The sequence below is a fragment of the Alcanivorax sp. S6407 genome, from assembly GCF_023016115.1.
GTDB lineage: Bacteria > Pseudomonadota > Gammaproteobacteria > Pseudomonadales > Alcanivoracaceae > Alcanivorax.
In genome coordinates, this window is sequence record NZ_JALKBH010000003.1 from 127,306 (window position 1) to 153,627 (window position 26,322).

Below are 26,322 nucleotides of genomic sequence, written 5' to 3' on the forward strand. Positions count from 1 at the left end.
CAGCATCTCCTGAAACAAAAAAGGCCCTCCTTTCGGAGAGCCTTTATTGCGAAATAGTGGCGGAGCGGACGGGACTCGAACCCGCGACCCCCGGCGTGACAGGCCGGTATTCTAACCAACTGAACTACCGCTCCACATATTCCTTTCGGAATTTGGTGGGTGATGACGGGATCGAACCGCCGACCCTCTGCTTGTAAGGCAGATGCTCTCCCAGCTGAGCTAATCACCCCTTGCTTGCGTCGCTTGCGCGTCGCTGCGAAGTGGGCGCCATTTTAGGGATTGGGCCGGGGGTGTCAACGGCTTTTTTCAGAAAAATGATCGTTTGCCTACAAATTGGTCGAAACGGCCAAAAAAGGAGCAAGCTGCAAGCTTCAAGCTGCAACACGGCTTATCCGCCGAAGGATTTTCCAAGATTATCGCCGCGCTCAAGCCCGGTTCGCGACAGCATCCTTTCTCTACAAACCTGACACTTGATCGCGTTGTAGCTTGCTGCTTGTAGCTATTCTTTCTCCAGGGCCTCGATCTTCGCTTTTGCCTCTTCCAGCGTATAGCGCCCGGGCACCGGGTCGCCGTTAGGTTTGGCGATCAGGTAGTGGTGGATATCCAGGGCCCAGGTCTGGCGATTGAGCTCACCCTCTTCAAGGATGGTGTAGCCGGTGTGGCCCCAGGCCATGGCGTTGCCAATCATGGTTTTTCACCAATGATTCTGGCCAGCATGATGTCGGCCAGGTCATCCAGACTGAGGGGCCCGTCGCGGTCGAACCAGTTGGGGGTCCAGCCGGTCATGCCGGTGAGCAGCCGACGCATGATGAAGGGATCATCTTTCATGGCCCCCTCGGCATGGAGGGCATTGAGAGCATCCAGCCACAGCTGCTCATAGATGCTGCGCAGGGCAAGGGCCTTGCGCTGCTTGTCCTCACTCAGGCAGCGCCACTCGGTCACCATCACCGTCATGGCCTCGGCAGTATCGCCGACAATGGATTGCAGCTCGGCACGAATCAGCGCTCGCAACTGCCCTTCTGCCGTGCTTTCACTGGCCACCGCCTGCTGAAGACGGGCGGTATTGAAATGAATCACCTCCTCCATCACCGCATAGAGGATATCTTCCTTGGTCTTGAAATGATGAAAGATCGAACCGCTCTGAATACCCACCGCCGCAGCAATATCCCGCACTGTGGTCCGGTCAAACCCCTTGTCCCGGAACAGGTGCGCCGCCGCACTGAGCAACCGCCCGCGAGGAGAATCATCGATTCCATTGATTGCCAGTGATTCAGCCATTGTTACCCTCTTCTATTAAGCCGCGCATTATCTCAGGACAGTTACAAGCTGCAAGCTTCAAGCTGCAACACGGCATGACCGCGACAAGGACCTCAAATGTCACGGCCGCGCCCCAAAGCCGGTTCGCGACAAGGGGCTGCCAGCAAACCACAAACACATCATCGCGTTGTTGCGTGAAGCATGTTACGTGCAGCGGCTCTTTACAAACCAAGCGCTTGCTTGGTAGCTTACGAGACCATGCTCAAACAGGCAAATGGAGCCAACATGACCGATCCGATTCGCATCGGCTGTGCCGCCGGTTTCTGGGGCGACACCAATACTGCGGCCTTTCAGCTGGTCAAGCAGGCGGACATTGATTATCTGGTCTTCGACTACCTGGCCGAGGTGACCCTGTCGATCATGGCCGGGGCGCGGATGAAAGACCCTTCTGCCGGCTACGCCCATGACTTCGTCAACAACGTGATGGCGCCGCTGGCGAAGGACATCAAGGCCAAAAAGATCAAGGTGATCAGTAATGCCGGTGGGGTGAATCCGCGGGCCTGTCGCGACGCTCTGCAAAAGGCGTTTGCTGAAGCGGGTGTGGAGATGAACATCGCCCTGGTGGAAGGGGATGATCTAAACCCGCGCCGCAACGAATTTGCCGATGCCACTGAAATGGACACCGGCACTCCCCTGCCCCCCATGACCCTGACCATGAATGCCTATCTGGGGGCCCTGCCGATCAAGGCGGCACTGGATGCCGGGGCCGATATTGTACTCACCGGGCGAATCGCCGATTCGGTGCTGGTGCTGGGCCCACTGATGCATGAGTTCGGCTGGGCGGAAGACGACTACGACAAGCTGGCCCAGGGCTCACTGGCCGGCCATGTGATCGAATGCGGCGCCCAATGTACCGGCGGCAACTTCACCGACTGGCGCGAGGTGCCCGACTTTCACAACATGGGTTTCCCCATCGCCGAATGCCATGCCGATGGCCACTTCATTATCAGCAAGCCGGACAACACCGGCGGTCTGATCACGCCGGCCACGGTGGGCGAGCAGATCGTCTACGAAATTGGCGATCCCCGTGCTTATCTGCTCCCGGATGTGGTGTGCGACTTTACTGGCGTGCAACTGGAGCAGGTGGGCGCAAACCGGGTCAGCGTCAGCGGTGCCCGCGGCCGCGCCCCCACCGACAACTACAAGGTGTCCGCCACCTACCCGGATGGCAACAAGATTACCGCCTCTTTTCTGATGGGAGGCATCGATGCGCCTGAGAAAGGGCGCGTTGTTGCCAATGCCATCCTGAAAAAGGTCAGCGGCCTGTTCCAGCAGCTGGGTATGGCCCCCTTCCGGGAAACCAGCGTGGAAATTCTCGGCAGCGAAAGTACCTATGGTTCCCAGGCCTTGCGCAGCGATACCCGCGAAGTGGTGGTCAAGATCGCCGCCCTGCACGATGACAGGAAAGCACTGGGTCTGTTTGCCCGCGAAATTGCCCAGGCCGCCACCGGCATGGCGCCGGGCCTGTCCGGCCTGGTCGGCGGCCGACCCAAGCCATTCCCTCGCATTCGTCTGTTCTCGACACTGGTGAACAAAAGCCTCGTTCCCGTCACCGTGGATGTGAATGGAGAAACGGTACCCGTGAGTATTCCCGCTGGTCAGCCGTTCGACGTAACTCAACTGCCTGCCGACGCGACACTGGATCTGGCCGATGGCGATGTCACTGTTCCTCTGGTCAAGCTGGCCTGGGCACGTAGTGGCGACAAGGGCAACCACGCCAATATCGGTGTCATTGCCCGCCAGCCCGAGTATCTGCCCTTTATCAATGCGGCGCTGACCGAACAAAGCGTTGCCAACTACATGCAGCACGTGATCGACCCGGATAGCGGCAGCGTCAGCCGCTGGGCCATGCCGGGCATGAATGCCTTCAACTTCCTGCTGAAGAATGCGCTGGGCGGCGGCGGTATTGCCTCCCTGCGCATTGATCCGCAGGGCAAGGCCTTCGCCCAGCAGTTGCTGGATATGCCCATCCCGGTCAGCAAGGACATTGCACAACGTCTGCAGGCTTCAGAAGCTGATCCAAACCACTAATTTTTTGCGTGATGCATTCCGCGTGATGCGTGCTGCGCTTCAGGACTTCAAGGACTAAAAGATGTCATATCGCTCCGTTTTCAAACCCGACCTGTTCGCCGGCAAGAACATCATCGTCACCGGTGGCGGATCCGGCATCGGTCGTTGTACCGCCCATGAGCTGGCCTCCCTCGGCGCCCGGGTAGTACTGATCGGACGCAAGCAGGAAAAGCTGGACACGGTGATAGCCGAGATCGAAGAAGATGGCGGACAAGCCATCGGCTTCGCCTGCGACATCCGTGACGAGGAAGTGGTCAAGGCCACCGTGGCCGAGGTCTACAAGGCCGTTGAGGTTGTGCACGGTCTGGTGAATAACGCCGGCGGCCAGTTCCCCAGCCCCCTGGCCCTGATTAATCAGAAAGGCTGGGAAACCGTGGTGCGCACCAACCTGACCGGCGGCTTTCTGATGGCCAGGGAAGTGTTCACCCAGGGCATGAACCGCAACGGCGGCGCCATCGTCAATATCGTCGCCGACATGTGGGGCGGCATGCCCGGCATGGGGCACTCCGGCGCCGCCCGTGCCGGCATGGTGAATTTCACCCAGACGGCAGCCTATGAATGGGGCAGCTGCGGAGTACGGGTTAACGCCGTGGCGCCGGGCTGGATCATGTCCAGTGGCATGGACACCTACCCGGAAGGGTTCAAGCAGACCCTCAAGACCCTAAAGGCCGCCGTGCCGCTACAGCGCATGGGCAACGAGTCCGAGGTGTCCGGTGCTATCTGTTTCCTGCTCAGCGATGCCGCCGCCTTTATCAGTGGCGACACCCTGCGCATCGATGGAGCCGCCAGCCAGGGCAACATCGCCATCTTTCCGCTACCGGCCCACGACAAGAGCCAACCGTTCGACGGCTTCCACCGTGCCTCCACCCCGGATGTGTTCAAGGATCTCTAATGTCTGTTATCGAATCTGCACTGGATACCCAGAGCGAGGAATACCGCCAGAACCGCGATGCCCTGCTGGCGGCCGTGGCGGAATTCCGCGGTATCGAACAAACCGTGATGGACGCCACCGAGAGCAAGCGCCCGAAGTTTGAGAAGCGTGGCCAGTTGTTGCCCAATGAGCGCATCTCCCGGCTGCTGGATCCCGGCTCCCCGTTCCTGAGCCTGATGAATCTGGCCGGTTTCAAGATGCACGACGACAAGGACGGTACCGAAGCCGGCGGCGGCGTCATCGCCGGCATCGGCTATGTGTCCGGAGTACGCTGTCTGGTCACCGCCTCCAACTCGGCCATCAAGGGTGGCACCGTTACGCCGTCGGGCCTGCACAAGACCCTGCGCCTGCAGCGCATCGCTCTGGAGAACAAGTTGCCGGTGGTGAGCCTGTCCGAGTCCGGCGGCGCCAACCTGAACTATGCCGCCGACGTGTTTGTGGAAGGCGCCCGCACCTTTGCCAATCAGGCGAGACTGTCCGCCGCTGGCGTACCGCAAATCACGGTGGTGCATGGCAACGCCACGGCGGGTGGCGCCTATCAGCCAGGGCTCTCCGATTACGTGATCGTGGTACGCAACCGCGCAAAGATGTTCCTGGCCGGCCCTCCCCTGCTGAAAGCCGCCACCGGCGAAGTCGCCACCGATGAAGAACTGGGCGGCGCAGAAATGCACGCCGGTATCGCCGGTACCGCCGAGTATCTGGTGGAGAATGATGCCGATGGCATTCGCCAGGCCCGCGAACTGATGAAGATGCTGGGCTGGCAGCGCACAGCAGAGTCTGCCCCCGACCATCAGGAACCCGCCTACGACCCGGAAGAACTGCTCGGCGTCATTCCGGCAGATTCCAAAAAACCCTACGACGTGCGTGAAGTCATTGCCCGTATCGTCGACGGCTCCGAATTCCTGGATTTCAAGAGCGAGTGGGACAACGCCACGGTGTGTGGCTGGAGCACTATCGAAGGCAAGCCCGTGGGCATCATCGGTAACAACGGCCCGATCACCCCCCGCGGTGCCGCCAAGGCCGCACAGTTCATTCAGCTATGCGACCAGACCCGCCGCCCTCTACTGTTTCTTCACAACACCACCGGCTTCATGGTGGGTACCGATGCCGAACAGAATGGCGTCATCAAGCATGGTTCCAAAATGCTGCAGGCGGTGGCCAACGCCCGCGTACCGAAGATCTCCGTGGTCATTGGCGGCTCCTACGGGGCAGGTAACTACGCCATGTGCGGTCGCGGCCTGGACCCGCGTTTCATCTTTGCCTGGCCCAATTCAAAGGTGGCCGTGATGGGTGGCCAACAAGCTGGCACCGTGCTGCGTATTGTGGCCGAAGCCAAGCAACGCGCCGCCGGCATTGAGCCCGATGAAAAAGTGCTGGAGATGCTGCAGCAAAGCACGGCGCAGAAACTGGACAGCCAGTCCACCGCCCTCTACGGCACCGCACGACTCTGGGATGACGGCATCATCGACCCCAGAGACACCCGCAAGGTCGTGGCCTACGCACTGGATGTCTGTGCCGACGCCGACCAGCGGCAGCTGCACCCGAATGCGTTCGGGGTGGCAAGACTTTAGAGGCAGTTAACAGTGAATAGTGAACAGTTAACAGCGAAACCCCGGGCTCGCGGGCTCTTACAGGTTTTGACTTCGCTGTTCACTGTTAACTCTTAACTGTTCACTCAACCACTAAATTCATAAACAACGACAGATCAAGAAGCGCTCGGCAAACCGAGCCAAACAACAGGACGCTTCCAATGATTTTCACTCAGGAACACGAAGAACTTCGCCGTACCGTCCGCAATTTTGTGGAGAAGGAACTGAACCCCCATGTGCGTGAGTGGGAGGACGCCGGGCGTTTTCCGATTCATGAGGTTTTCAAGAAGATGGGCGATCTGGGCCTGCTGGGGGTGACCAAGCCCGAAGAGTTTGGCGGCATGGGGCTGGATTATTCCTACGGTCTGGTAATGAGTGAAGAGATGGGCCGGGTTCACTGCGGCGGTGTACCGTTGGCAGTAGGCGTGCAGACCGACATGGCCACCCCGGCACTGGCCCGTTTCGGCAGTGACGAACTGCGCCGCAACTATCTGGCACCCGCTATCGCCGGAGACATGGTGGCGTCCATTGCGGTGTCCGAGCCCCATGCCGGTTCGGATGTTGCCAACACCCGCACCAGCGCGAAAAAAGATGGTGACGACTATGTGATCAACGGCACCAAGATGTGGATCACCAACTCCCCCAGCGCCGACTTTTTCTGTCTGCTGGCCTGCACCTCCGACGACAAGCCCCACGTCAACAAATCCCTGATCGTGGTGCCCCGTGATGCGGCCGGCATCACCGTGGACAAGCCGCTCAACAAGCTTGGCATGCGCTCCACCGAAACCGCCCAGGTGTTCTTCGACAACGTTCGTGTGCCGCAGCGCAACCTGATCGGCCAGGAAGGCATGGGCTTCATGATGCAGATGATGCAGTTCCAGGAAGAGCGCCTGTTCGCCGCGGCCAACAGCCTGATGGGCATGCAGCATGTGATCGACGAAACCATCGCCTACGCCAAGGATCGTGAAATCTTCGGCATGCCGCTGATCGATAACCAGAGCGTGCATTTCCGTCTCGCCGAACTGCAGACCGAAGTGGAAGCCCTGCGCGCCCTCACCTATCGCGCCTGTGAAATGTATGTGGGTGGCAAGGATGTGTTGCAGCTGGCCTCCATGGCCAAACTGAAAGTGGGCCGCCTGAGCCGCGAAGTGGCCGACAGCTGCCTGCAGTACTGGGGCGGTAACGGCTTCATGTGGGAAAACCCCGCCGGCCAACTCTACCGCGATGGCCGCCTCGGCTCCATCGGCGGCGGCGCGGATGAAGTGATGCTCGGGATTATCTGCAAGACCATGGACATCCTGCCGGGCAAGAAGAAATAACAGGAGCAAGCTACAAGCTTCAAGCTGCAAGGCGCGGATTAGGCACCTGTGAATTTGTACGCTTTGGCCGCGCACCAATCATTAAGCGCGGGCAAGGCGGCTCAAAACAGCCAAAGCCTCGACCGCGTTGAAGCTTGTAGCTTGAAGCTTTCGTCTCAGCAATTGCGCCTCAAGTGGCACTTCGGCAGCGGCTCTATAGAGAGGATTTATGACTTTACCCACAACCGAAACACTCAACCTCAACCTGGACGGGCCGGTGCTGCACGTCACCCTGAACCGTCCTGACAGCCGTAATGCCATGAGCCTGACCATGGTCAACGAGTTGATGGCAGTGTTCGAGGCGGTGAAGGACGACCTGGCTATCCGCGCCATTGTGCTGCGCGGAGCCGGCGGCCACTTCTGCGCCGGTGGCGACATCAAGGATATGGCCGGTGCTCGCCAACAGGCCGCGCAAGGCAATGGCGACGCCTATGTGAGCCTCAACCGTCGCTTTGGCGAAATGATTACTGCGGCCAATCAACAGCCCCAGGTGGTGATCACGGTGCTGGAAGGCGCGGTGCTGGGCGGCGGTTTCGGGCTGGCCTGTATTTCCGATGTGGCACTTGCCCATAGCGAGGCCACCTTTGGTCTGCCAGAGACCGGCCTGGGTGTGATCCCCGCGCAAATCGCCCCCTTCGTGGTGGAACGAATCGGTCTGACCCAGGCACGCCGGCTGGCGTTGACCGGGGTGCGTTTCAAGGGCGAAGAGGCTCTGCGTCTCGGCATTGTCCATGAAGTCGCCAATGACGAGGCTGCACTGGAAGCCGCTCTGGCCAACACCCTCAAGGCGGTGCGCCGCTGTGCGCCCCATGCCAACCGGGTGACCAAAGCGCTGGTTCTCAAGGTAGGCCATGAAGCCATGGATACCCTGCTCGATCAGGCCGCCATCGACTTCGCCGCCGCCGTTAACGGCGAGGAAGGCCAGGAGGGCACCATGGCCTTCGTGCAAAAACGTCCGGCAAGCTGGAATCAATGATCCTGATTTACCACAGAGGTCACAGAGCACACAGAGTAAAAAAATTTGGTACTGCCTGGTGGAGCAATCCCGCTCTTTGGACTCTGTGCCCTCTGTGGTGAAAAGTATTTAGACCACCGGCCGGCTGACCGGTAAGGAAACACAATGAGCTTTGAAAAAATCCTGATTGCCAACCGTGGCGAAATTGCCTGCCGGGTTATCCATACCGCCCAGTCGCTGGGCTATCGGACGGTGGCTGTGTACTCCGAACCGGATGCCGGGGCCCGTCATGTATTGATGGCCGACGAAGCCGTGTGTATCGGACCTGCCCAGGCCGCCGCCTCTTACCTGAATGTAGAGGCACTGCTGGAAGCCTGCCGGAAAACCGGTGCCGATGCGGTGCACCCGGGTTACGGATTCCTGTCCGAGAATGCGGGCTTTGCCCGGGCCTGCAAGGATGCCGGCATTACCTTTATCGGCCCGGACGAAGACGCCATTCACCTGATGGGCTCCAAACGTCTTTCCAAGATCGCCATGATCGAAGCTGGCGTACCCTGCATTCCCGGCTACGAAGGTGAGGACCAGAGTGACGCCACCCTGTTGAAAGAAGCTGAACGCATTGGTTTGCCACTGATGATCAAGGCCAGCGCCGGGGGCGGTGGCCGCGGCATGCGCGTAGTCACCGATGCCAGTGAGATCCCCGCCCAACTGAAGAGTGCCCGGCAGGAAGCCGCCAGTGCTTTTGGCAGTGACGAATTGATCCTGGAACGCGCGGTGATGGAACCCCGTCATGTGGAGATTCAGGTGTTCGGCGATCGCCATGGCAATGTGATTCATCTGGGCGAACGCGACTGCTCTGTGCAGCGCCGTCACCAGAAGGTGGTGGAAGAAGCCCCCTCCCCCGTCGTCAGCGAAGCGCTGCGACAGCAAATGGGCGAGGCTGCCGTGAACGCCGCCAAGGCCTGCAACTATGTTGGCGCAGGCACGGTGGAGTTCCTGCTCGCCCCCAATGGCGAGTTCTATTTCCTGGAAATGAACACCCGCCTGCAGGTGGAGCATCCCGTTACCGAGCTGGTTACCGGTCAGGATCTGGTGGCATGGCAAATCAAGGTGGCCCGCGGAGAGGCCCTGCCGCTCAGCCAGGAACAGGTCACGCTGACCGGCCATGCCATGGAAGTGCGCCTGTACGCCGAAGACCCGGCACAGAATTACATGCCCCAGACCGGTCCGGTGCTGCAGTGGCAGCCTGCCCGGGGCGATGGCGTGCGCATTGACCACGGGCTGGTAGAAGGCCAGGAGATTGGCAGCCACTATGACCCCATGCTGGCCAAGATCATCGCCTGGGGCGATACCCGCGACGATGCCCGGCGACGCCTGATCCGCGCGGTGGAGGACACCGGCCTGATGGGAGTGAAGGATAATCGCCGCTACCTGGCGGCCATTCTACGCCACCCGGTGTTCGCCAACGGCGAGGCCACTACCGCCTTTATCGGCAACGACTTTGCCAGTGACACCAGCCTCAGCGACACCGCCGTGCCTGACAGCCTGTGGGCACTGGCCGCGCTGCTGCTGAGTCGGCAGCACAAGGCCCACCCCGCGCTGGCCGGCTGGCACTCCAGCTCGGTAGGCCAGCAGCCGCTACAACTGGGCTGCCAGGGCGAGGAAAAGGCTGTTTCCCTGCACTATCAGGGAGACCGGGTGGACGTCACCCTGGGCGACACCACCCTTTGTCTGGCAGAAACTGCCAGCGGCCGCATCAGTGTGGACGGCATCAGCCGCGACTATCAGATTTATCAGCATGAGGGCCAGCTGTGGCTGACTTTCATGGGCCACACCGCCTGTTTCGAGGACCGCACCCATGTGGCCGTGGGCGGTGCGGAACAGGCCGGCTCCGGCCAGATCCGCGCGCCGATGGATGGCGCCATCGTGGAGGTGCTGGTGCAGGCCGGCGACACGGTCAGCAAGGGGCAGGTGCTGGTCACCCTGGAGGCCATGAAAATGGAGCACAGCCTCAAGGCTGACTGCGACGGCGTGGTGGAATCCCTGTCCCTGAAAGCGGGTGATCAGGTTAAACGTCAACAAATACTGGTTAACCTGACAGCCACAGACAGCGCTTCGGCCATTGCGTGATAATGACGCAAATATCGGCCGTGCATTTTGGGCCAAAACCTTCCAGCCCCCGTGTTTCGTGGGCTGGAAGGGGGCTGTCAACTTGCCCTGCCCTGGTGCTGCGGTTAAGGTAAGCGCCCCGCTTGCCAATTTCCAGGGCCTGACCGAGACGTCAGGGTGACACAGTTATGCCCACTCGGTCAGGGCACTGTTTCCCCTCAGACTTCTCCGGCCTTACCAAGAACACACAAGAATGGAGCGTCCATGAGCAGCGCAGACATCATTACGTTGCCCCAGATTTTGTCCCGGGTTCCCGAGCTGGTCTCCAACCTCCCTGCCATGGTGAAAGGTTCGCGGATGGCCAAGACCACCGACACCCGCAAGCCTCTTGGTCTGGGTGTTGCCATCGAGCATGCCACCAGCATCAACCCCAACGGCGCCGCCGTGCTCTATCAGGACACCGAACTGACCTACAAGCAGTTCAACGCCTGGGCCAACCGTATTGCTGACTATCTGGCTTCCATCGGCCTGAAGAAAGGCGACACCATCGCGGTCAACATCGAGAACCGCCCGGAGTTGCTGGCCACCGTTGTGGGCTGTGCCAAGCTGGGTATTTGCGCCGCCCTGATCAATACCTCCCAGCGCGGCAAGGTGCTGATCCACTCCTTCAATCTGGTCAACCCCAAGGCCGCCATCGTTGGCGCCGAACTGGTGGATGCCATTGAAGAAGTCCGTGCGGATCTGGACCTGAAAGACAACTTCTTCTACTTCGCGGATCAGGACACCCTGGAAAACCCGGGCGACGCCCCTGAGGGTTACAAGAACCTGGCCACCGAAATCAAGGATTGCTCCAGCGAGAATCCGGCCTCTACCAAGCAGACCTTCCTCAAGGATCCGCTGTTCTACATCTACACCTCAGGCACCACCGGCCTGCCAAAGGCGGTAGTGTTCAACCACGGGCGCTGGGAAAAAGCCTACGGCGGCTTTGGTTTCTCTGCTGTACGCCTTGGCAAGAACGATCGCATCTACACCACCCTGCCCTTCTACCATGCCACCGGCATGGTGGTGTGCTGGGCCTCGGCCATTGCCAACGCCGGCTCCCTGGTCATCGCCCGCAAGTTCTCAGCCAGTGGTTTCTGGGACGACATCCGTCGCTATAACTGCACCGCCTTCGGTTACGTGGGTGAACTCTGTCGCTACCTGCACGAGCAGCCGGAAAAGCCCAACGATCAGGACAACCAGATCCACACCATCGTCGGCAACGGCCTGCGCCCGAGCATCTGGAAAGACTTCAAGCAGCGTTTCGGCATCGACCGCGTGGTCGAGCTGTATGCCTCCTCTGAAGGCAACGTGGCGTTCTCCAACGTATTCAACTTTGACAACACCGTGGGCTTCTCCCCGGTGAGCTATGCCATCGTCAAATACGACAAGGAACGCGAAGAGCCGGTCCGCAACAGCAACGGCAACATGATCAAGGTGAAGCGCGGCGAAGCGGGCCTGATGCTCGGTGAAATCACCGACAAGACCCCCTTCGACGGCTACACCGATCCGGAAAAGACCGAGAAGTCCATCTTCCGTGATGTGTTCAAGAAAGGTGATGCCTGGTTCAACACCGGTGACATGATGCGTGACATCGGCTTCCGCCATGCCCAGTTCGTGGATCGCCTGGGTGACACCTTCCGCTGGAAAGGCGAGAACGTGTCAACCACCGAGGTGGAGCAGATTCTGGATGGCTTCGACGGCATCCAGGAATCCGTGGTCTATGGAGTGGAAATCCCCAACACCAACGGCCGCGCCGGCATGGCCCAGGTACGCATGACCTGCTCCCACGAGGAGTTTGACTATCAGGGGCTGTGTGCCTACCTGAAGCAGGAACTGCCCGCCTACGCCATCCCGGTATTCCTGCGCATCAACGAGCAGGAAATGGAAACCACCGGTACCTTCAAGCACCAGAAGAACAAGCTGAAAGATCAGAAGTACGATCTGGCCCAGCAGGACAACCCGGTGTATGTGCTCCTGCCCGGCGAAAGCTGCTATCAGCGTCTGGACGAAGAGACCCAGAAAGGCATCGACGGCGGCGCTTACCGTTTCTAGGATACGCTGCAAGCATCACGCCTGAGGCAACACGCTCAGGTATGCCACAAAAGAGCCGCGCCCAATTGGGTGCGGCTTTTTTGTTACCCGCTTCGCGGGCGCAAGAGGCATCGCGCTTCACGCAGCATGCTAAAGGCAAAACCGGGAGAAGCCGCACCGTGCGAGCAGGCTGGCGCGCGAAACGGTTTTGGTAAAGGTTGGGAAAGGCTTCGTTTGCAAGCAAACTCCCACAGCGGAAAAAGGTACCTGTGGGCAGGCTACTACGGAGAGAGGTGCGACGCATTTCAGGTTTTGCGTGATGCCTGTTGCGTGAAGCGTGACGCAGCCGCAGAGCGGCAACAAAAAAAGCCCGCCAAAAGGCGGGCAGCTGTCACTTGCGTCGAGGAAATCATGGCCGGGGTTCCTCAGTGACGAAGACCCCGGCCTTATTATTTTAGAACTTGTGTTCCATACCGATGCCGAAGGTATCAGCAATCGGATCGTCCAGACCCGGGGCGTCGTCGATGGCCAGTTCCAGGTTGCTGTAGTAGGCGTAAACCTTGGAGGCTTTGGCCAGCTTGTAGTCAGCACCCAGGCTCCACTGAGTCAGCTCGTCCTTCAACACGTCGCCTTCGGTCATGCCGTACTGGGCCTTCAGCTTCACACGGTCAATCTTCATGGCGCCGCTCAGGACAACAGAGGTTTCTTCACCTTTGTCGACACCCGGCAGGGACTCGGTTTCTTCAGCCATCTGGTACAGGGCACCAAATTCGAAGTTGCCCGGCTTCAGGCCAACGGCCACACGGGTAATGTCGATGGTGGTGCTGTTGCCAGTCTCATCGACAGACAGCTCGTCTACCATGTCGCTGTCGTGGGAGATGGCACCGAAGAACAGGTCTTTTTCGGCTACCAGGGACACAGACAGGGTATCGGCCAGGCCAGTTTCCGGCTTGCCGTCGTTGTCCAGATCCGCGCCTTCAGCCGGGATGAAAGCGGCGTTCAGGGTCACGATGTCAGCCAGCGCAGGAGTGCTGTACTGGATGATGTTCTTGGAACGGTTTTCACCGGACAGGATGTTCTTGATATCGCCACCGATATCATTGAACTGATCGATCTTGCCCTGGGCTTTCTTGGTGGGGGTGTCGAACATACCGGCTTTCAGGGTACCGAAGGCGCCTTTGAAACCACCGAAGATGTTACGCTGCTTGAATACTGCATCACCGTCGTCTACGGCAATTTCATATTCCAGCTGGTAGATAGCTTTCAGGTTGGCCACGTCCAGATCAAAATCACCTTTCACACCCAGGCGAGAGGCGTTGCTGTTCAGGGCCCACACATCTTCAGCATCGCTGATGGCGGTGTTGGCTTCTTCGATGGTCGGTACGGCGGCACCGTCCAGGTAGTCAAACAGCGCTTCCACTTCGTCAGTGCTGTTTTCCAGAGAAACGTTAACTTTACCGTAAACGGTCGGACCGTCAGCCAGAGCTACAACAGGCATGGCAACGGCAGCCCCCACAGCGATCGCAAGCAAATTCTTCTTCATTCCAACACTCCTCAATCAGGCAATATGTAATTGGCAAAGCAGCAGCGTGACTGATGCTTTGTCTTAAAAGCATTGATTAACTGCTTGGCTGCGCAGTATGGGGAGGGGTAATGACGGAAAAGTTGCTCTTATGTGAAGTTTTTATTTCAGTGGAACCTGAAGGGGGCAAAACCGGTCAATCTGCAGTTTTTTTCGCAGCTTTCCAAGCCTGCTCCAGAGCCTCCACACCCAGAGAATTCAATGGGTTAGCATTATTTCGCTCCATGGTGCGAAAGCGCCTTTCAAACTTGGCCGTGGATTTTCGCAAGGCCTGTTCGGGGTCAATTTTCAGGTGCCGGGAGAGGTTGACCAAGGTAAATATGACATCCCCGAGTTCATCTTCGATGGCATCTTTGTGACCGTTGTGCAGCGCCTCATCCAGTTCCGCCAGCTCCAGATTCACCTGTTCCCGCACCGGTTCGACATCCGGCCAGTCGAATCCCACCCGAGCGGCCTTTTTCTGAATCTTGGCAGCACGCTGCAAGGCCGGCATGCCCGCAGGCACGCCATCCAGGGCACTGTCATGCTCGCGTCCCTTGGCGGCGCGCTCCTGCTGCTTGATCTGCTCCCAGTTCACCTTCACGGCCTGCTCGTCCGCCGCCGGGTCATCCGCAAAAACATGGGGGTGGCGACGAATCATCTTGTCGCACAGCACCTGCACCACCTCATTGAAATCAAACAGCCCCTGCTCCCGCGCCATCTGCGAGTGAAAGACCACCTGTAACAACAAGTCACCCAGCTCTTCCTTCAACTCCGGGTAATCCCGCTGCGCAATCGCCTCCGCCACCTCAAACGCTTCTTCGATGGTATATGGCGCGATGGAATCAAAGTCCTGCTTGATATCCCACGGGCAGCCAGACTCGGGGTCGCGTAGCTGGGCCATGATGGAAAGGAGCTGAGAGATTGGCGAGTCAGACATAGCAGTGAACAGTTAACAGTGAATAGTGAACAGCGGAGCGATCACTCGCCGGTCATTCTTCATGGCTTTACGCCGCGCCCAAACCCCGGGCGCGGCCCCCTGCTTTCAGCAAAGAGAACACGCGCTCGCGAACTGTTAACTATTCACTGTTAACTGTTCACTATTTTTTATAGCGCCGCACCTCAAGCACACCCTTGAGCTGATCCATCTTGGCCAGCACCTTGCCCAGGTTGCCCAGGGAGGCGATTTCCAGGGTGAGTAGCATGGTGGCGGTGTTGTCGTCCTGGTGGGACTGGGTGTGCACCGCGGTGACGTTGACCTTTTCGTTGGCCAGTACCGCAATGACATCCTTGAGCAGGCCCTGGCGATCCCAGGCGCGCAGGAAGATATCCACCGGATAGGTAATGCGGTCGGCTTCGCCCCAGCTGACTTCGATGACCCGGTTGGGATCTTCGCTCTGCATGGCCAGCAGCTTTTCACAATCGGCCCGGTGCACGGTAACGCCACGGCCCTGGGTAATGAACCCCATCACCTGGTCACCTGGTACCGGCTGACAGCACTTGGCCATGTGGGTGAGCAGGTTGCCCACGCCCTGAATGGTCACATCGCCAGTCTGGGTCGCCTTGGGACGGGACGGGACAAAATCCAGTTCCTGCTGGCTGCTGTCTGGCTGCAGGGCCTGCACCTGATTGACCACATGGCCGGGACGCAGATCGCCCGCTCCCAGCGCCGCCAGCACGTCCTCACCGCTCTTCAGGTTCAGATGCGGGGCGAGCTCTTCCAGATCCACCTTGTCCAGCGCCAGGCGGGAGATCTCTTTCTCGAGAATGGCCCGGCCCTGGGTGATGTGCACATCACGGTCCTGTTTCTTGAACCATTGCTGGATACGGGCGCGGGCAGAGGAACTGGCCACATAGCCCAGCGACGGGGTCAGCCAGTCGCGGCTGGGACCGCCCTCCTTGGCCGTCAGGATCGACACCTGCTCGCCAGTGTTGAGGGTGTAGTTGAGCGGCACGATATGGCCGTTCACCTTGGCACCGCGACAACGATGCCCGACTTCGGTGTGGATGTGATAGGCGAAATCTACCGGGGTAGAGCCCGATTCCAGATCCACCACATGGCCTTCCGGGGTGAACACATAGACCCGGTCGCTGGCCATGCCGTGACGCAGCTCGTCGACCATGGCATCCGGGCTGTCTTCACCCAGCTCTTCATGCCACTCCAGCACCTGCCGCAACCAGGCGATACGCTGCTCGTAATCGCTGACGCCACCCTTGCCCTTCTTGGCGCCTTCCTTGTAGCGCCAGTGCGCGCAGACACCCAGCTCCGCTTCTTCATGCATGTCGAAGGTACGAATCTGCACCTCCAGCATCTTGCGCTCCGGGCCAACTACCGCGGTGTGCAGGCTCTGGTAACCGTTACCCTTGGGGCTGGCAATGTAATCATCGAATTCCTTGGGCACGTGCTTCCACAGGGAATGCACGATACCCAGCACGCCATAACAATCACGGACTTCCGGTACCAGGATACGCACCGCACGCACATCGTAGACTTCACCGAAGTCCAGATGCTTCTTCTGCATTTTCCGCCAGATGCTGTAGATATGCTTGGCGCGGCCATGTACTTCCGCACCCTTGATACCGTTCTTGTCCAGATAGCCGCGCAGCTGTTCCAGCACATCCTGAATGTACTGCTCGCGATCCAGCCGCTTCTCGTCCAGCAGTTTCGCAATCTTCTTGTAGGCACCGGGTTGCAGGTAGCGGAAGGACAGATCCTCCAGCTCCCACTTCAGCTGCCCTACCCCCAAGCGATGGGCCAGCGGGGCATAGATATCGAAGATTTCCTGGGCGACCTTGCGCTGCCGATCAGGCTCGGCTTCCTTCACCGCACGGATGATAACGGTCCGTTCCGCCAGCTTGACCAGTGCCACGCGGACGTCGTCCACCATGGCCACCAGCATCTTGCGCATGTTGTCGAGCTGACCATCCTGCTGGCCAAGCACCGCCTTGCGGGTGGGATTCAGAGAGGTACTGATCGCCGCCATGCGCAGCACGCCCTCGATCAGGCGGGCCAGATCCGGTCCGAATTCCTTCTCCACTTCTACCAGGGAGATCTGCCCTTCACGGACCGACCGGTAGAGGATGGCGGACGGCAACACGTCCGTATCCGCACCCAGATCCACCAGCACTTCGGCCATTTCCAGGCCGATATCCAGACAGCCCTTGCCGTAGGGCCAGTGACGCCCGGCGGCTTCACCCGCTTGCTGACATTGCTCGGCCCGTTCACAGGCCTGCTCCAGCTGCTCACGGTTACGCAGCGGCGCCCGGGCTTCCAGCTGGGCCAGCCAGTCACGCCAGTGACTGGCCGCCCCTTCGGGCTGTCGACGAACAGTTACCATTTGTCTCTCCGAGGCGCTGGACGCGCGACGCATGACGCCTGACGCTGAAGAACACTACGCGTCAGGCGTCCGGCATCAGGCGTCCGGCGCTTTTATTTCTTTTCAAACAGCGCGATGGATTCCACATGAGTGGTATGCGGGAACATGTCCATCACGCCCGCCGCCTTGAGACGGTATCCCAGGGCAGTCAGTTCCCCTGCATCCCGAGCCAGCGTGGCCGGGTTGCAGGAGACGTAAACAATCTTCTTTGCACCAAATTTGGGCATGAGCTTCACCATCTCCAGCGCACCGGTGCGCGGTGGATCGATGAGAATACGATCATACTCCTTTGTGGCCCAGGCCTGACCATGCACATCCTGGCTCAAATCCCAGGCGTGAAACTCCAGGTTATTCAAGCCGTTACGCTCGGCGTTCTCGTAGCCACGCTTGACCATGGCCTGACTCACTTCCACGCCAACCACCTTCGCGGCACGCTTTGCCGCCGGGATGGTGAAGTTGCCCAGACCACAGAACAGATCCAGCACCGTGTGATCCGGCGCTATGTCCAGCAAATCCAGTGCCAACGGCACCATCTTGCGGTTGATCTCTCCGTTCACCTGGGTGAAATCGGTGGGATGGAAGGCCAGTTCCACATCCGCAGAGGGATGGCGGTAGTAAAGCCGTTCTTCATGCTCTGCGCCGGTCAGTGCCGGCCAGATGCGATGCACCGTGCTTTCGTTGCCCGGTTGCAGGTACAGATGCCAGCCAAGGGGCTGACAGAAATCCAGCAGCGCCTGTTGATCCTCATCAGGAAGCGGATCCAGATGGCGAATAATCAGCGCAACAATGTCATCACCGGCAGCCAGCTCGATCTGCGGTATACGGCTACGACTCTTGAGGCTGTGCATCAAGGCCCGCAGCTCATCAAGGCGATGCCCTACTTGTGGCACCAGCACTTCACAACCATGCAGCTGGGCAATGAAGCTGTTTCGTTTCTCGCGGAAGCCCACCAGGGTTTCATCCTTGGCTTCCACATACTTCACACCCATGCGTGCCTTGCTGCGGTAGCCGGTGACCGGCCCGGTGAGTGGCGGCAGCCACTCTTTCGGCTCCAGGCCACCAAAGTGTTGCAGCTGTTCACGCAGCACCGCTTCCTTGCGCGCGATCTGCACTTCGGGGCTCATGTGTTGCAGGCTGCACCCGCCACACAGGTTGCTGTGTTCACAAGGAGGCGTCACCCGGTCCGGCGATGCCTTGACGATCTCCACCGCCTTGCCCTCGTCGAACTTCTTGCGCATGTAGGTGAACTTGAACAGCACCTCTTCGCCAGGCAGGGCATTGTCAATAAAGGTGGTCTTGCCATCCCGGCGGGCAATGCCCCGGCCGTCGTGACTCAGGGTTTCAATGCTGGCGGGTTCCGGCGTCTCCGGAAGCGGCTTGCGTTTACGTGCCATGGTTTCTCAATCGGTGGGATTCATGAACCCCAGGACGTCATCACCGACGTCCTGCAGAGTATCGGATTGGTTTCGCTGTTAACTGTTCACTGATAACTGTTAACTGCCTTTTTGCCAGGAATTCAGGAAAGACTGGAAATGCGCCAGGCCTTCTTCCGCCAGGTAGTCTTTCAGCAGGGTCAGTTCCTGCTCGTAACCGACCGGATCCAGCTCCCCGCGCATCAATTGGAAGCGCAGATACACCAGCCAGGTATTCAGCACATCGGTTTCGCAGTAATCACGAATCCCCTTGATGTCGCCGTCCTGGAAGGCATCGAACACCTTGGCGCCACTCATGCCCATCTTGCCGGGGAAGCCCAGCAGGGTAGCAATCTGGTCCAGCGGCGCATTGGCGCGGCCATTGTACATGGCCAGCACATCCATCAGGTCCAGATGGCGCTGGTGGTAGCGGCTCAGATAGTTGTTCCATTTGAAGCTGGAATCCTCGTTCCCGGTATCCCAGTAGCGGCGTGCCTGCACACCATGCTTGAGGGCACGGTAATGCAGCACCGGCAGATCAAAGCCGCCGCCGTTCCAGCTGACCAGGTTGGGAGTGAAACGCTCGATACCGTCAAAGAACCGTTCGATCAGCTCTTTCTCGGTGCTGTCTTCATCGCCCAGTGACCACACCTTGATGCCCTGGGTGGAACGCAGCACCACGGAAATGGCGACGATGCGATGCAGGTGCAGACGCAGAAACTCGGTGCCGTTTTCCTGGCGGCGCAGGTTGAACAAGGCACTGGCCGTGTCCTTGTCATTGAGGCCATTCAGATCATAGATCTGGCGCCCCCCGTCCAGATCCGGAATGGTCTCGATATCAAATACCAGTACGTTCATCCCTGCTCCCCGTTTGCCTGAAATACGCCGGTAGACAGATAACGATCGCCGCGGTCACAGATAATCGCCACGATCACCGCATTTTCCAGCTGCTCGCTAAGACGCAGGGCGCCCGCCACCGCGCCCCCGGAGGAAACACCACAACAGATGCCTTCTTCCCGAGCCAGCCGGCGCATGGTCTGTTCCGCCAGCGCCTGATCCATGTCCATCACCTGATCCACGCGGCGATCATCGTAGATGGACGGCAGGTACTCTTTCGGCCAGCGACGGATCCCCGGAATGGCGGAGCCTTCGGTGGGCTGCAGGCCAACAATCTGGATATCCGGGTTCTGTTCCTTGAGGTACATGCTGCAGCCCATGATGGTACCGGTGGTGCCCATGGAGCTGACGAAATGGGTAATGCTGCCCTCGGTATCACGCCAGATTTCCGGCCCGGTGCTCTCGTAATGGGCCAGCGGATTGTCCGGGTTGGCGAACTGATCCAGCACCCGGCCTTCGCCGCGAGCCTGCATGGCCTGAGCCAGATCCCGCGCTCCCTCCATGCCTTCTTCCTGGCTTACGGAGATCAACTCGGCGCCATAGGCAGCCATGGCATCTCGACGTTCCTGGCTCTGGTTGGCCGGCATGATCAGCTTCATGCGGTAGCCGCGCATGGCCGCGGCCATCGCCAGGGCAATACCGGTATTGCCGCTGGTGGCTTCGATCAGGGTGTCACCGGGCTTGATCTCCCCGCGGCCTTCCGCCTTGAGGATCATGTTCAGGGCCGGACGGTCCTTCACGGAACCTGCCGGATTGTTCCCTTCCAGCTTCACCAGAATAGTATTGGTGGTGTCACCCGGCATCCGCTGCAGGCGCACCAGGGGCGTATTGCCCACGGTCTGTTCGATGGTTTTCACATTCATGGCGCGAATTGTACCTAATTCCAGAAGGCTTGGGCGGTCAGGATGAAAATGAGTTCCTTGCCCGGGTTGCCAGCAGTCCGGCATTCTCGGGCATAATGGAATGAAACAACAGACCGCCAACAGATACCTGGGGATTCATGGCAAATCGAAGTCTGCAATCACGCCTGATGGTCATGGCCGTCCTGCCCGCCATGCTGGCAGCCCTGCTGGTGGGCGGCTATGCCCTGGTCAGCCACCTGCTCAATGTTCAGGAAAGCAATGCCAACCGTCAGCAGCTGATCGCCGACAGCTTTGCCGCGCAGCTGGAAAGCATCCGCCCCAATGACAGAGAGGCCCAACAGGTTCTGCTGCGCGATCTGCTGGAAGAGCAGGATGTGCGCGCCGCCGACCTGGTATTTTATGACGGCCGCCCGCATCAGCATGCCGGGCCTCGGCTGCTGCCCGCGGATGATGCCTCCCGAACTCCTGACGGCCGCCTCGATACCGGCCAGAGTTGGCAACTTCACCGGGACATCAACCCCGGCAATCCGGCCACCCTGACAGTGGAGTTCTCCCGACAGGGTCAGTACGTGGCGATTCTTGAAAGCGTGGTCATTCTTATCCTGATCATGCTGGCTGTACTCATTCTCGCCATAATTCCTGCTGTGCGTTTCGGGCGCCAGCTGACACAGCCGATCAAGGACATGGTCTCTGCGGTGCAGCGCATCCGCGATGGCGACCTGGCAATGGATCTGAACATGCAGGGCCGGGGTGAACTGGCCGATCTGGAAACCGCCCTGCAACAGATGGTCTCCGCCCTGGACGATGCCCAGGCCGAGCTGCAGCAGAACGTGGACCAGGCTACCCAGGATCTGCGCGAAACCCTGGAAACCATCGAAATCCAGAACATCGAACTGGACATGGCCCGCAAGGAAGCGCTCAAGGCCAGCCAGATCAAATCCGAATTCCTGGCCAACATGAGCCATGAAATTCGCACGCCCCTCAACGGTATTCTCGGTTTCACCAAGTTGCTGGGGCGCTCCAACATGACCTCACGCCAACAGGACTACCTCAACACCATTCACAAGAGTGCGGACTCCCTGCTGGCGATCATCAATGACATCCTCGATTTCTCGAAGATCGAGGCCGGCAAACTGTCGCTGGATCACACGCCACTGAATCTGCATGACCTGATTGAAGATGTGCAGACCATGCTGGCGCCCATGGCCCAGGAGCGAGGCCTCGAACAGGCCGCCATCATCTATTCTGACGTCCCCCTGAATCTGCTCGGCGACCCGCAGCGCATTCGCCAGGTACTCACCAACCTGATCAGCAATGCCATCAAGTTCACCGATCAGGGATCTGTGGTGGTCCGCGCCATGCTGGAAGAAAACCGCGGCGCTGAAGCCGTGATCAAGATGACCGTAACCGATACCGGCAACGGGCTCAGTGTCGAACAGCAAAAATCCCTGTTCAGCGCCTTTACCCAGGCAGACCAGAGTGCCCGCCGCCAGGAAGGCGGCACCGGGCTGGGGCTGGCCATCAGCAAACGTCTGGTGGAGGGCATGGGCGGCGAAATTGGCATTGAGAGCAGCGAGGGCAAGGGCTCCACATTCTGGTTTACCCTGCGCGCGGAGCGGGACCCGAGACAACATACCGCCATGTTCACTGAAGAACTCAGGCACAAGACTGTCACCCTGGTGGAAACCGATGAATACGGCCGCCTTGGGCTTTATCACATGCTCAGTCACTGGCAGATGGAAATCCGCGAATACCATAGCCTCAAGCATTTGATGGATGCCGCCGACAAGGGCGAGCTGGCAGAAAGTGATTTCATGGTGGTGGGTGTACCCAATCTGAACACCACCCCGAATCTCCAGCAGCAAGTGGACGACCTTGCCGCACTGGGGCGCCCCATGCTGGTACTCAGCAACAACCCGGAAACCGTATCGCGCTGGCTGGAAGACCTGCCACATTGCCAGGTACAAGGCAAACCAGCCACTCGCCAGCGGCTGCTCAATGCCCTGCTCGCACTGGGCGGTGAAGATAACACCGACAACCTGGTCATGAACCCTTCCCTGCAGTTACCCCAGTCAGTCTCGGTAATGGTGGTGGACGATCACCCCGGCAACCTCAAGCTGGCCCGGGTATTCCTGGAAGAGCTGGGTGCCGATGTCACCGCCTGTGACAGTGGCGCCGCAGCACTGGACGCCTTTCGGGAAGAGGATTTTGACCTGGTGTTCATGGACATCCAGATGCCGGGCATGGACGGCAAGGCCACCACGGCCAAGATGCGTTCACTGGAAACCGGCAGCAAGCATACCCCCATCGTGGCACTCACCGCTCATGCCCTTGAGAATGAGCGCCGCGATCTTCTCGACAGCGGTCTCGATGACTACCTCAGCAAGCCCATCAGCGAGAAACAGCTTCGCCATACCCTGGAGAAATGGGTGCTCAAGACCACCCGTGATGACCTGATCCAGAAACCGGAAGTGCCGGACACCGGCACCCTGGAAGTCTTTGATGCCGCCCTGGCCCGGCGCCGGGCCGGTGGCCGGGAGGGCCTTGCCAACGAAATGCTGACCATGCTGCTGGAAAGTCTCGGCACCGACCGGCCAGCCATTTCAGCAGCCTTTGACAGTGGCGATGACGAGACCCTGCTGGAAAAAGTGCACAAGCTGCATGGCGCCACCCGTTACTGTGGCACACCGCGGCTCGAGCGGGCTGCCAAGGCCCTTGAGGAGGCCCTGAAAACCGGCGTCCCGCGGGAAGACTTTGCCCCCATGGTGGCCACACTCTGTGATGAAATCTGCGCGCTGGAGCATTACTGCCAGGCACCCGCGGTCACCGAATAGACGCTAACAGGTTACGCATGGATCGCCTCAATAATCTCCATTAAACTCGGCCACCATGCGTGACAATACCCGTGATTACCTCGACCTGTTTCTGAACGACATCCCGTTGCTGGATGTCCGCGCCCCTGTGGAATTCAGCAAGGGCGCCTTTCCTGGCGCGACTAACCTGGCGCTGATCAACGATGATGAACGTCACCAGATCGGGATCTGCTACAAGCAGCAGGGCCAGCAAGCCGCCATTGATCTGGGCAACAAACTGGTCAGCGGAGCAGAACGGGACGCTCGCATGCAAGCCTGGCAGGACTGGTGGCAGGCCAACCCGGAAGGCTACCTGTACTGTTTTCGTGGCGGGCTGCGCAGCCAGACCACCCAGGCCTGGCTACAGGAAGCCGGGATTGACGCGCCACTGGTGACCGGCGGCTACAAGGCCATGCGTACCTTCCTGCTGGAACAGCTGGAGCAATGCATCGCCACCCTGCCCTTCGAAATCCTCTGCGGCCGCACCGGCTGTGCCAAGACCCGGGTGATCGTCGCCCAACCCAACGCGGTGGATCTGGAAGGTCTGGCTCACCATCGTGGCTCGGCCTTCGGCCGCCGCCCCGGCGGGCAACCGAGCCAGATCGATTTCGAAAATGCCCTGGCCATTGCCCTGATCAAGATGCGCGCACAGCAATACCCTGCCGTGCTGCTGGAAGACGAAAGCAAACTGATTGGCCGCTGCCACCTGCCCTTCTCCCTGCAGGACAAGATCAAGTCTCAGCCTCGCATCATCATCAATGAATCACTGGAATCCCGGGTGCAAGTCACGCTGGAAGATTATGTGGCAGGACCACTGCAGGAGTATCGCCAGCACTTCGGCGATCAGGAAGCGTTGCAACAGCTGGGCGAGGCCTTGCTGTCTGCCATGGATCGCATCAAGCGCCGCCTCGGCGGCTTGCGCCACCAGCAATTGCGACAGCAGCTGGAAGAAGCGTTGGCGGTGCAGGCCATCAATGGCGACACCGAACTGCATCGCGAATGGATCCATACCCTGCTGGCGGATTACTACGACCCCATGTATGACTACATGATGTCGAAACGCGAAGGCGAGGTGCTTTTCGAAGGCAGCCGCGATGAAGTCAGTGCCTTTCTGAACGAGCGCGCCGCCACCAGCTGAAAAGACGGTTTTACCACAGAGGTCACCGAGATCACGGAGGAAGATGGGAGGTTGTCCCTGAGCCTTGGCGTTCGCTGTGATGAGGGTGGTGCTCACGCAAGCCAGATAAGAAACAAACATCGCCAGCAGGCTGGCTCCTACGGTAAAGAATAGCGACAAGCCTCAAGATGCAAGCTACAAGGCGAGGGCAAGGTCCGATGGTGTTGCAGGGCCATGCCCGCGCCTGAGTTATCGGCGCGGCTGAGGGCGGAGAAGCTACCTCCAAATTTCGGCTCGCGTTGTAGCTTGTAGCTTGTTGCTTGCGCTCCTTCGCCAGCAGGCTGGCTCCTGCGGCAAGGGATCATCACCGGCATAGCGGCCATGCCATACCCTTTACGGGTGGTAATGGCTAGGCCTGCAGCGTCATTACGGTTGCCTGCTGGCCCGACCGGCCGGTCACATTGGTCAATGTGACTCCCCGCCCCATCTTCATAATCGACTGCATCAGTCAAAAACAACAGGGACAACAACCCATGGCTAAAGATGCAGTTGGTTACGCGCTTACCGCGCTGAACCGTCTCGCCAGTTCAGATGTGCTCGACAAGCTGGGCATGCGCAAGAGTGTCGAGCGCCTTGCCTACACGCTCACCAAGGGCGGCTTCCAGGTGATCACCACCAGCGCCCGTACTTTCAAGTCCAGCAAACCAGGCAGCAAGCCCGAGCGGCTTAATGCCCCCGGCCATACCCGTGACCTGTTTGATCTGGGCATCACCGATGAACAGCAGATGATCCGCGAAAGCATGCAGGCGTTCGCCCGTGACGTGCTGCGTGAACAGGGTGAGCATGCCGACGCCCAGCAAAAGACCAGTGATGAAGTCCTCGCCCAGGCGCAGGAACTGGGGCTCAATTTCTTTGCGGTACCGGAATCCCTCGGCGGCGCGGCCAGTGAACGTTCCACTGTAACCACCATGCTGATTGCCGAAGATCTGGCCCACGGCGACATGGGTCAGGCGGTTGCCATTCTGGCGCCCATGGGCGTTGCCAATGCGCTGACCCAATGGGGTTCCGCCCTGCAACAGGACAAGTACCTGAGCGCCTTTGCAGAAGAGAACCCGCCCAAGGCGGCCATTGCTGTGGCTGAACCCCGTCCGCTGTTCGATCCCATGGTGCTGCAGACCACCGCCCGCAAGGACGGTGACAGCTATGTGCTCAATGGCGAGAAATCACTGGTGCCTCTGGCCGGTGAGGCAGAGCTGTTTCTGGTCGCGGCCCAGACCGAAGAAGGTCCGGCGGTCTTCATTGTGGAAGGTGGCAGCGAAGGCTTTACCGTCGGCGAAGATCCGTCCATGGGCGTTCGCGCCAGTGCCCAGCGCCCGCTGAAACTGGATAACGTGCGCGTCCCCGCCGAAAACCGCCTGGGCAATGGTGACTTTGATTACCGCGCCTTTGTGGATCTGGGCACCCTGGCCTGGTGTGCCCTGGCCATCGGCACCTGTCAGGCAGTGCTCGACTATGTGGGCCCTTACTGTAACGAGCGCACCGCCTTCGGTGAGCCCATCAGTCACCGCCAGGCTGTGGCGTTCATGATCGCCGACATGGCCATCGAACTGGATGCCATGCGCATGCTCACCTACCGCGCGGTGTGCCGGGCAGAACAGGGCAAATCCTTCCAGCGTGAAGCCCATCTCGCGCGCACCCTGGTCAAGGACAAGGCCATGAAGATCGGCACCGACGGCGTGCAATTGCTCGGCGGCCACGGCTTTACCCATGAGTACCCGGTCGAGCGCTGGTATCGGGATCTGCGTGCCATCGCTGTCGCCTTTGGCGGCCTGCACCTGTAA

The 26,322-nt window shown here is 59.5% G+C and carries 18 protein-coding genes and 2 tRNA genes; 10 read left to right on the forward strand and 10 right to left on the reverse strand.

Features of this window, described 5'->3' with window-relative positions; genetic code table 11:
• Window positions 1-57: 57 nt before the first annotated feature.
• From MWU49_RS09370 to MWU49_RS09385, 4 genes are all read right to left on the reverse strand, one after another.
• Window positions 58-134: transfer RNA gene (locus MWU49_RS09370), tRNA-Asp, on the reverse strand.
• Window positions 135-153: 19 nt separating this feature from the next.
• Window positions 154-229: transfer RNA gene (locus MWU49_RS09375), tRNA-Val, on the reverse strand.
• A 270-nt stretch (window positions 230-499) separates the two neighbouring features.
• The gene (locus tag MWU49_RS09380; RefSeq protein WP_246971071.1) at window positions 500-688 is read right to left on the reverse strand and encodes a hypothetical protein; all 189 of its coding nucleotides are present in this window, start codon (window positions 686-688) and stop codon (window positions 500-502) included.
• On the reverse strand, window positions 685-1,278 hold the full coding sequence (locus tag MWU49_RS09385; RefSeq protein WP_246971073.1) for a TetR/AcrR family transcriptional regulator: 594 nt from the start codon (window positions 1,276-1,278) through the stop codon (window positions 685-687). The genes MWU49_RS09380 and MWU49_RS09385 overlap by 4 nt, the downstream gene beginning before the upstream one ends.
• Before the next feature lie 264 nt (window positions 1,279-1,542).
• On the opposite strand from MWU49_RS09385, the gene MWU49_RS09390 reads away from it, so the two are divergent.
• The 7 genes from MWU49_RS09390 (at window position 1,543) to MWU49_RS09420 (ending at window position 12,423) form a co-directional block, all read left to right on the forward strand.
• Entirely contained in the window at window positions 1,543-3,348 is a 1,806-nt protein-coding gene (locus MWU49_RS09390) for an acyclic terpene utilization AtuA family protein (protein ID WP_246971075.1), read from the forward strand.
• A gap of 61 nt (window positions 3,349-3,409) precedes the next feature.
• Complete coding sequence (locus MWU49_RS09395; protein ID WP_246971078.1) at window positions 3,410-4,279, forward strand: SDR family oxidoreductase; 870 nt, start codon at window positions 3,410-3,412, stop codon at window positions 4,277-4,279.
• Entirely contained in the window at window positions 4,279-5,889 is a 1,611-nt protein-coding gene (locus MWU49_RS09400; RefSeq protein WP_246971080.1) for an acyl-CoA carboxylase subunit beta, read from the forward strand. The genes MWU49_RS09395 and MWU49_RS09400 overlap by 1 nt, the downstream gene beginning before the upstream one ends.
• A 179-nt stretch (window positions 5,890-6,068) precedes the next feature.
• A complete protein-coding gene (locus MWU49_RS09405) occupies window positions 6,069-7,226 on the forward strand; it encodes an acyl-CoA dehydrogenase family protein (RefSeq protein WP_246971082.1) in 1,158 nt (385 codons plus the stop codon).
• Between the two features lie 208 nt (window positions 7,227-7,434).
• Window positions 7,435-8,241, forward strand: a complete 807-nt coding sequence (locus MWU49_RS09410; protein ID WP_246971084.1) for an enoyl-CoA hydratase-related protein — start codon at window positions 7,435-7,437, stop codon at window positions 8,239-8,241.
• 144 nt (window positions 8,242-8,385) lie between these two features.
• A complete protein-coding gene (locus tag MWU49_RS09415; protein WP_246971087.1) occupies window positions 8,386-10,350 on the forward strand; it encodes an acetyl/propionyl/methylcrotonyl-CoA carboxylase subunit alpha in 1,965 nt (654 codons plus the stop codon).
• A gap of 243 nt (window positions 10,351-10,593) precedes the next feature.
• Entirely contained in the window at window positions 10,594-12,423 is a 1,830-nt protein-coding gene (locus MWU49_RS09420; protein ID WP_246971089.1) for a long-chain-acyl-CoA synthetase, read from the forward strand.
• 433 nt (window positions 12,424-12,856) lie between these two features.
• On the opposite strand, the gene MWU49_RS09425 is transcribed toward MWU49_RS09420, so the two are convergent.
• From MWU49_RS09425 to cysM, 6 genes are all read right to left on the reverse strand, one after another.
• Window positions 12,857-13,945, reverse strand: coding sequence for a porin (locus tag MWU49_RS09425; protein WP_246971091.1), 1,089 nt, complete (start codon window positions 13,943-13,945; stop codon window positions 12,857-12,859).
• Between the two features lie 175 nt (window positions 13,946-14,120).
• Complete coding sequence (mazG, locus tag MWU49_RS09430) at window positions 14,121-14,903, reverse strand: nucleoside triphosphate pyrophosphohydrolase (protein ID WP_246971094.1); 783 nt, start codon at window positions 14,901-14,903, stop codon at window positions 14,121-14,123.
• Between the two features lie 160 nt (window positions 14,904-15,063).
• Window positions 15,064-17,301 carry a GTP diphosphokinase gene (relA, locus tag MWU49_RS09435; RefSeq protein WP_246971096.1) on the reverse strand — a complete coding sequence of 746 codons (2,238 nt, stop codon included), beginning with the start codon at window positions 17,299-17,301 and terminating at the stop codon, window positions 15,064-15,066.
• 92 nt (window positions 17,302-17,393) lie between these two features.
• On the reverse strand, window positions 17,394-18,734 hold the full coding sequence (gene rlmD, locus MWU49_RS09440) for a 23S rRNA (uracil(1939)-C(5))-methyltransferase RlmD (protein WP_246971098.1): 1,341 nt from the start codon (window positions 18,732-18,734) through the stop codon (window positions 17,394-17,396).
• Between the two features lie 99 nt (window positions 18,735-18,833).
• On the reverse strand, window positions 18,834-19,610 hold the full coding sequence (locus tag MWU49_RS09445; protein WP_246971100.1) for a 3'-5' exonuclease: 777 nt from the start codon (window positions 19,608-19,610) through the stop codon (window positions 18,834-18,836).
• The gene (gene cysM, locus MWU49_RS09450; protein WP_246971102.1) at window positions 19,607-20,512 is read right to left on the reverse strand and encodes a cysteine synthase CysM; all 906 of its coding nucleotides are present in this window, start codon (window positions 20,510-20,512) and stop codon (window positions 19,607-19,609) included. Before cysM ends, MWU49_RS09445 begins: the two co-directional genes overlap by 4 nt.
• Window positions 20,513-20,649: 137 nt before the next feature.
• Between cysM and MWU49_RS09455 the strand changes: the two genes are divergently transcribed.
• The 3 genes from MWU49_RS09455 to MWU49_RS09465 all read left to right on the forward strand — a co-directional run bounded on the left by MWU49_RS09455 (window position 20,650) and on the right by MWU49_RS09465 (window position 26,322).
• Window positions 20,650-23,346 (forward strand): response regulator, encoded by a 2,697-nt coding sequence (locus MWU49_RS09455; protein WP_246971104.1) that lies wholly within the window; start codon window positions 20,650-20,652, stop codon window positions 23,344-23,346.
• A gap of 55 nt (window positions 23,347-23,401) precedes the next feature.
• The gene (gene mnmH / locus MWU49_RS09460) at window positions 23,402-24,502 is read left to right on the forward strand and encodes a tRNA 2-selenouridine(34) synthase MnmH (protein ID WP_246971106.1); all 1,101 of its coding nucleotides are present in this window, start codon (window positions 23,402-23,404) and stop codon (window positions 24,500-24,502) included.
• 512 nt (window positions 24,503-25,014) lie between these two features.
• Window positions 25,015-26,322, forward strand: a complete 1,308-nt coding sequence (locus tag MWU49_RS09465; RefSeq protein ID WP_246971110.1) for an acyl-CoA dehydrogenase family protein — start codon at window positions 25,015-25,017, stop codon at window positions 26,320-26,322.

Excerpts from the sequence above, each read along its gene's own strand:
- MWU49_RS09380 (WP_246971071.1), bottom strand. The coding sequence starts at position 688 with ATGATTGGCAACGCCATGGCCTGGGGCCACACCGGCTACACCATCCTT.
- MWU49_RS09385 (WP_246971073.1), bottom strand. The coding sequence starts at position 1,278 with ATGGCTGAATCACTGGCAATCAATGGAATCGATGATTCTCCTCGCGGG.
- MWU49_RS09390 (WP_246971075.1), top strand. The coding sequence starts at position 1,543 with ATGACCGATCCGATTCGCATCGGCTGTGCCGCCGGTTTCTGGGGCGAC.
- MWU49_RS09395 (WP_246971078.1), top strand. The coding sequence starts at position 3,410 with ATGTCATATCGCTCCGTTTTCAAACCCGACCTGTTCGCCGGCAAGAAC.
- MWU49_RS09400 (WP_246971080.1), top strand. The coding sequence starts at position 4,279 with ATGTCTGTTATCGAATCTGCACTGGATACCCAGAGCGAGGAATACCGC.
- MWU49_RS09405 (WP_246971082.1), top strand. The coding sequence starts at position 6,069 with ATGATTTTCACTCAGGAACACGAAGAACTTCGCCGTACCGTCCGCAAT.
- MWU49_RS09410 (WP_246971084.1), top strand. The coding sequence starts at position 7,435 with ATGACTTTACCCACAACCGAAACACTCAACCTCAACCTGGACGGGCCG.
- MWU49_RS09415 (WP_246971087.1), top strand. The coding sequence starts at position 8,386 with ATGAGCTTTGAAAAAATCCTGATTGCCAACCGTGGCGAAATTGCCTGC.
- MWU49_RS09420 (WP_246971089.1), top strand. The coding sequence starts at position 10,594 with ATGAGCAGCGCAGACATCATTACGTTGCCCCAGATTTTGTCCCGGGTT.
- MWU49_RS09425 (WP_246971091.1), bottom strand. The coding sequence starts at position 13,945 with ATGAAGAAGAATTTGCTTGCGATCGCTGTGGGGGCTGCCGTTGCCATG.
- mazG (WP_246971094.1), bottom strand. The coding sequence starts at position 14,903 with ATGTCTGACTCGCCAATCTCTCAGCTCCTTTCCATCATGGCCCAGCTA.
- relA (WP_246971096.1), bottom strand. The coding sequence starts at position 17,301 with ATGGTAACTGTTCGTCGACAGCCCGAAGGGGCGGCCAGTCACTGGCGT.
- rlmD (WP_246971098.1), bottom strand. The coding sequence starts at position 18,734 with ATGGCACGTAAACGCAAGCCGCTTCCGGAGACGCCGGAACCCGCCAGC.
- MWU49_RS09445 (WP_246971100.1), bottom strand. The coding sequence starts at position 19,610 with ATGAACGTACTGGTATTTGATATCGAGACCATTCCGGATCTGGACGGG.
- cysM (WP_246971102.1), bottom strand. The coding sequence starts at position 20,512 with ATGAATGTGAAAACCATCGAACAGACCGTGGGCAATACGCCCCTGGTG.
- MWU49_RS09455 (WP_246971104.1), top strand. The coding sequence starts at position 20,650 with ATGGCAAATCGAAGTCTGCAATCACGCCTGATGGTCATGGCCGTCCTG.
- mnmH (WP_246971106.1), top strand. The coding sequence starts at position 23,402 with ATGCGTGACAATACCCGTGATTACCTCGACCTGTTTCTGAACGACATC.
- MWU49_RS09465 (WP_246971110.1), top strand. The coding sequence starts at position 25,015 with ATGGCTAAAGATGCAGTTGGTTACGCGCTTACCGCGCTGAACCGTCTC.